The following is a 4,550-nucleotide window of genomic DNA, read 5'->3' as shown; positions in this document are numbered from 1 at the left end:
CCGCCGAACAACACGTAGCACATCATCAGGACGCCGACGATCATCACCGCGTAGGTATACTCAAGGCCGAACAGCACCTTGATCAACTGCCCGGCGCCGACCATCTGCGCGATCATGTAGAAGGCCACGACGACCAGCGTCCCGCATGCCGCGAAAATGCGCGTCGGCGTTTGCGCGAAACGGTAGGAAGCGACGTCGGCAAAGGTAAACTTGCCGAGATTCCGCAAGCGCTCCGCCATCAGGAAGGTGATTACCGGCCAGCCGACCAGCCAGCCGATCGAAAAGATCAGGCCGTCGAAGCCGTTGGCGAACACCAGGCCGTTCTGGAAACCGGTAATGCCGCCACCCGCCGTGTAGAAGTCGGCCGCTGTCTTGGTCCTGCTGGCCGCCCACTTGGTAATGAACAGGGTCATGATGACGAAAGCGCCAAACATGCCGATGGCGGTCCAGTTGGTTGCCTGCTTGACGGTCGTGCCGAGATCGCCACCGGCCGCCAGGGCGACTCCCGCGATCAGGCAACCGAGCAAGATTGCTGGGCTGTTGCGTATCGTTTTCGTCATCATGGTTTGTTGGCCTCGCTGATGATTTCGCCATTGAGCGTGTCAAATTCGCTGTTGGCCCGGCGCACATAGATGTTGGTGATGAGGATCGTCAGAACGATCACGCCGACGCCCATCGGGATGCCGATCGAGGTCACCATGCCGGCGCCCATCTTCTGCGCCAGAAACTCCTTGTCGTAAGCAACCAGGAGAATGTAGCCATAGTAAATACACATCACCAGGATGGTCATGATGATGCTGTAGCTGGAGCGCATGCTTACCAGCTTTTCGTACTTTGGGTTGGCTGCAATACGCGCAACCAGTTCGTCTTCTTTCATTCTGCCTCCTCGCAAAGGGACGGTTAGTCGAGTCATTCGGGATGACTGCGAAGGCCACGGTAGGAATTTTAGCTTACGCTGCGCTTACAGACATATAAATTATTGCGTAAATACAATAGCTTACAGAATACTTGCCCATTTCTTAATGGTGGCTTACGAGACGATGGTTTTCGGATTGGTTTCCGGCACCTGTACCGTGCGTAAGAGCGGCGAATCGAATTGACGCCCCACGCTGCCAACTACTGTCGTCGCGTACAATCACTGGTACAGCTGCTGTCGTGCTGTCGTCCGCGTTTTCCTGACACGATCTCCTTCCCTTTTTCCGTTGTCGATCGAGGTGTTTCATGCATGTACTGTTGATAGAAGATGATTCGGAATTGTCTGCTGGAATTGCTGCCTTCCTTGCCGGAAAGGGCGATAGCGTCGTCGTGGAAGCCGACGGCATGGCTGCCGATCGTTTGTTGCAGGAACGGAGCTTTGAACTGGTTCTCGTCGATGTTGGACTTCCGGGGTTGGGTGGCTATGAAATAGTTCGACGAATACGGGAACGCGGCCAACTGATTCCGGTGATCATGATTACTGCACGAGACGCGCTCGACGATCGAATCTACGGTCTCGATCTTGGCGCGGACGACTACCTGTCGAAGCCCTTCGAGCTTGCCGAATTGACTGCACGCATCCGCGCAGTTACCCGTCGTAGCACCCATACCGTCACACACCGCGTCGAATTTGGCCCATTGTCCATCGACATGGACGGCCGGCACGCCTCCTTGGCTGATCAGCCTCTGATTCTTTCCAATCGGGAATGGGATCTGCTCACTACCCTTGCCGCGGCCGATGGGCACTCTGTTCCCAAGGAACGTCTGCTGGCCGACGGAAGCGTCAATGCCCTGGAGGTATACCTCTGCCGCTTGCGTCGACGTCTGGAAGTTGCGGGCCTGAACATTCGCACGGTGCGTGGTTTCGGCTACCGTCTGGAAGTCGCCAGCGAGGTCGCGGACAAGACTTGGCAAACAGCCAGCACCCAATGATTCGGCGAGATGTATGCCGAATCAAGTCTGATATCCTGATGTCGTATGAATAGTGGTAAGGAAGGTTCTGAATCCGGTGCGGTCTCCAAGACGCGGGAGGCCGGCGCGAGCCTTCGGCGCAGTCTACTGCATGCGTTGGTAGTCCCCCTCACGCTCGCACTGTTCACGGGAGTCGTGCTCGGATATCAGGCGGCGGAAAAGGTGGTCAGCACCGCATACGATCAAAGCTTGTTGAACCTCGCGACCGGTATCGCCAACCGTGCCCGGGTAGAAAATGGCGAAATCACGATGGGGCTGACTGCGGAGGCAGAAGCACTGCTTCGCACGGATACGATAGATCGCATCTATTTCAGGGTTCGCGATGATTCAGGCAGAATCATCGTGGGCGACGCTGATTTGCCACCGCCGGAAATTTCCCCCGGCGCTCTTTCGGCCAACCTTTCTGAATTGCCGCCATCGGAAATTCAGGCGCGCGACCAGACCAAGGCCGGCGGACTCAGCACTACTTTTTTTGACGACCACTTCCGTGGCCAAGCAATACGCGGCGTGCGCTTTCATCCGATAGTCGATGAGCATGGAATCTACGTTACCGTTGCTGAAACACTGGGAAAGCGCCATGGCGCGATTCGTGATCTGCTGGTTGGCTTTGGCCTTGCGGTGCTACTGCTGCTCGCAGCCGTAGCAGTAGTCGTGCGTTACGGCATCAGCTCTGGACTGGCATCGCTACACCGCCTGGAAGCAGAGCTTGCCGAACGGTCCGGCCAGGATCTTGCGCCGGTTGATCTGAGTCATGTGCCACTCGAAATTCGCGAGGTCGTGCGCGCATTGAACGCTCTTTTGGCTCGCTTGGGAGAAGCGAACCTGGCCCAAAGAAAGTTCTTGCAGGATGCTGCGCATCAATTGCGAACCCCGCTCGCCAGCCTTCAGGTGCAGATCGAGTTGCTGCGCAGCACACGGGCAGATCCGACCATTTCAGACAATCTGCGCAAATCCGTAAAGCGCGTAACCCGACTGGCCAATCAGCTGCTGGCACTGGCTCGCGCCGAAGCTGGTCAGCATCTGATAGCCAATGCATCGCCGGTAGACCTGGCCAAACTGATCGATGACATGCTGGAGGAGTGGCTGCGGATCGCCGACGAGAAGAAGATCGACTTTGGCGTGCAGCGCGATGTTTCGGTGATCGCTGGCGACCCAACGCTGCTCAGGGAGATGATTGCAAATCTGGTCGACAACGCGCTCAAGTTCACGCCGGTCGGAGGGCAGGTCACCCTGCGCTGTGCGTGCGTCGGCGAGCTGCTCGAAATTGACGTCAGTGATAACGGTCCCGGAATTCCGGAACACGAGCGCGAAAGGGTGTTCGAGCGCTTTCACCGCCTGCCGGATGCAACGGCCGCGGGTAGCGGCCTGGGTTTGCCGATCGCTCGCGAAATCGTTGCCGGCCACCACGGTTCAATCGTGATCACCGCCTGCCCGGACGACAAGGGAACCTGTGTGAAGGTCCGCCTGCCCTTGAATCTGTCAACCGTTTCAGTCTAGATTCCCGCTGCGGGCGGAATTGGCCGTACGTCGGGTCGTTCCATTATGAACTGGAATGGGCGGATTCGCGTGAATGTGGAGTTCGTGCGCTCCTTCGCCTCTGCAAACAAGAGCCGGACAGCTTCCTGATCTATACTGAGACTTTCATTGTGAATGAGGCAAGCATGTCTATTCGTATTGCAACATCCGTTACTGCCGGTCTGCTTCTGATTGCCGGAACGGCGTTCGCCCAGTCGAAGCCGCCTGTTGCCCAATTCTGGATGGACGTTGCCACCAACAGTATGTCGATTCCCGGTATGGAAGATGCCGACACCGGTGCGGGCGGCATGTTCGGGGGGTTCTTCGGCGGCACCAAAATGGGTGGCGGATCGCCAGGTCAGTGGCTGGATACGGCGCTCTACACGCGTAACAAGCGGGCCGGTACTGAGGGTGCCCATGCCATTCCACCCGGCATGCGGATGGGAAACAGCCTGCCTTTGATTCCGGTAGCCGGGAGTCAGCCCGTTGAAGGACGTGAAGACGACACGGAAAAGCCGAAGGGCAAGCTGATGTTCTACTGGGGCTGTGGAGACAAGGTGCGCCCCGGTCAGCCGCGAACAGTTGATTTCTCCCGAGCGAGTCCTGACGAATGGTCCCGTTTCATGACCGGTCGCTTTGCCCCTGACCGGGGTGCCAAAGCTGTTGCAGGTCGATCGGTGTGGCCCAACGAGCGTGACCGTCAGCGCGTGCCGAACGGTGCTTCCCTCGCAGGCGATCACGCGGTCAGTGGCGAAGGCGTCCCGGCAGGGCTTCGCTTCGCATTGCGCGATGCCTACGATTTCATGCCTAAAATCAAGATGAATTCGGCCATGGGCTCCAAGGGTGAAAATGAAATGATAGAAATTGATTGGTGAAAAGGTTGTGCTGGCGCCCAGCATTCAGAACTGTGCCATTCCATCCGGCATATTCGGTGCTGCCGAGGGCGCAATGGTGCGGATGATTGCCTACGGACCCGAACTCAATCTGGCATACCCGCCGCGTCCAGCCAATCCGAAGGCGCCATGGGATCCGGAGTGGACCGTGCGCGTGCGCATCAAATCGACCGGAATGACCGTTCTTGGCATGGA

At 57.6% G+C, this 4,550-nt stretch carries 5 protein-coding genes and 1 pseudogene; 4 read left to right on the top strand and 2 right to left on the bottom strand.

All coding sequences use genetic code 11. The features are described from left to right. Both PROAA_RS09945 and PROAA_RS09940 read right to left on the bottom strand, forming a co-directional pair. The coding region (locus tag PROAA_RS09945) for a sodium:solute symporter family transporter (RefSeq protein ID WP_425394009.1) at nt 1–563 on the bottom strand (563 nt) is incomplete at its 3' end. Continuing rightward, nucleotides 560–877, bottom strand: a complete 318-nt coding sequence (locus PROAA_RS09940; protein WP_186411192.1) for a DUF485 domain-containing protein — start codon at nt 875–877, stop codon at nt 560–562. The genes PROAA_RS09945 and PROAA_RS09940, both read right to left, overlap by 4 nt. Nucleotides 878–1,221: 344 nt before the next feature. Here PROAA_RS09940 and PROAA_RS09935 point away from each other — a divergent pair, with 344 nt between their 5' ends. From PROAA_RS09935 to PROAA_RS09920, 4 genes and pseudogenes are all read left to right on the top strand, one after another. Continuing rightward, the gene (locus tag PROAA_RS09935; protein WP_186411191.1) at nt 1,222–1,908 is read left to right on the top strand and encodes a response regulator transcription factor; all 687 of its coding nucleotides are present in this window, start codon (nt 1,222–1,224) and stop codon (nt 1,906–1,908) included. Between the two features lie 45 nt (nt 1,909–1,953). Continuing rightward, entirely contained in the window at nt 1,954–3,444 is a 1,491-nt protein-coding gene (locus PROAA_RS09930; protein WP_186411190.1) for a sensor histidine kinase, read from the top strand. 164 nt (nt 3,445–3,608) lie between these two features. Next, a complete protein-coding gene (locus tag PROAA_RS09925) occupies nt 3,609–4,337 on the top strand; it encodes a hypothetical protein (protein ID WP_186411189.1) in 729 nt (242 codons plus the stop codon). Then, nucleotides 4,327–4,550 (top strand): annotated as a pseudogene (locus PROAA_RS09920) (hypothetical protein); the annotation flags it as partial. The gene PROAA_RS09925 and the pseudogene PROAA_RS09920, both read left to right, overlap by 11 nt.

This window comes from Candidatus Propionivibrio aalborgensis (assembly GCF_900089945.1).
GTDB classification, from domain to species: domain Bacteria; phylum Pseudomonadota; class Gammaproteobacteria; order Burkholderiales; family Rhodocyclaceae; genus Propionivibrio; species Propionivibrio aalborgensis.
The sequence above is the reverse complement of the archived record's forward strand: the minus strand, read 5'-3'. Positions and strand labels throughout refer to the sequence as shown.

What these genes read in the sequence shown, in the direction of transcription:
- PROAA_RS09935 (WP_186411191.1), top strand. Translation starts at nt 1,222, where the DNA reads ATGCATGTACTGTTGATAGAAGATGATTCGGAATTGTCTGCTGGAATT.
- PROAA_RS09930 (WP_186411190.1), top strand. Translation starts at nt 1,954, where the DNA reads ATGAATAGTGGTAAGGAAGGTTCTGAATCCGGTGCGGTCTCCAAGACG.
- PROAA_RS09940 (WP_186411192.1), bottom strand. Translation starts at nt 877, where the DNA reads ATGAAAGAAGACGAACTGGTTGCGCGTATTGCAGCCAACCCAAAGTAC.
- PROAA_RS09925 (WP_186411189.1), top strand. Translation starts at nt 3,609, where the DNA reads ATGTCTATTCGTATTGCAACATCCGTTACTGCCGGTCTGCTTCTGATT.